Source organism: Microtetraspora sp. AC03309 (assembly GCF_020826795.1).
Classification (GTDB): domain Bacteria; phylum Actinomycetota; class Actinomycetes; order Streptosporangiales; family Streptosporangiaceae; genus Microtetraspora; species Microtetraspora glauca.
This window is the reverse complement of the sequence record NZ_JADDIL010000460.1, coordinates 1-489: the sequence shown is the minus strand read 5'-3', so window position 1 is coordinate 489 and position 489 is coordinate 1. Positions and strand designations below refer to the sequence as shown.

At 67.1% G+C, this 489-nt stretch carries 1 protein-coding gene; it reads right to left on the bottom strand.

The window, feature by feature from the left end; translation table 11 throughout:
- The coding region (locus tag IMZ11_RS43850; RefSeq protein WP_228649644.1) for a class I tRNA ligase family protein at positions 1 to 489 on the bottom strand (489 nt) is incomplete at both ends.

The following is a 489-nucleotide window of genomic DNA, read 5'->3' as shown; positions in this document are numbered from 1 at the left end:
GGAACGGCCCGTGCGCCAGCGAAGTGTCGTGGCCCAGCCGCTTCCACAACTCCTCGGCCAGGTGGGGTGCCAACGGGGCCACCATGAGGACCAGCGGCTCGATGGCGGCGCGGGCCGAGACACCCTCCTTGGTGAGGTGGTTGGTGTACTCGATCAGCTTGGCGGCCGCGGTGTTGTTGCGAAGTGCCGCATAGTCTTCGGTCACGCCGGCGATCGTGCGGTGCAGGATCTTGAGGGTGTCGGCGTCGAGGGCCTCGTGCTCGTTGACCGACGTCGCCCCGGTGGACTCATCGACCACCACGCGCCACACCCGCTGCAGGAAGCGGTGCGCACCGACGACATCCTTGGTCGCCCACGGCCGCGACGCCTCCAGCGGCCCCATCGACATCTCGTAGACCCGCAGGGTGTCCGCACCGTACTCGTCGCAGATCTCGTCCGGTGAGACGGAGTTCTTCAGGCTCTTGCCGATCTTGCCGAACTCCTGGTTCA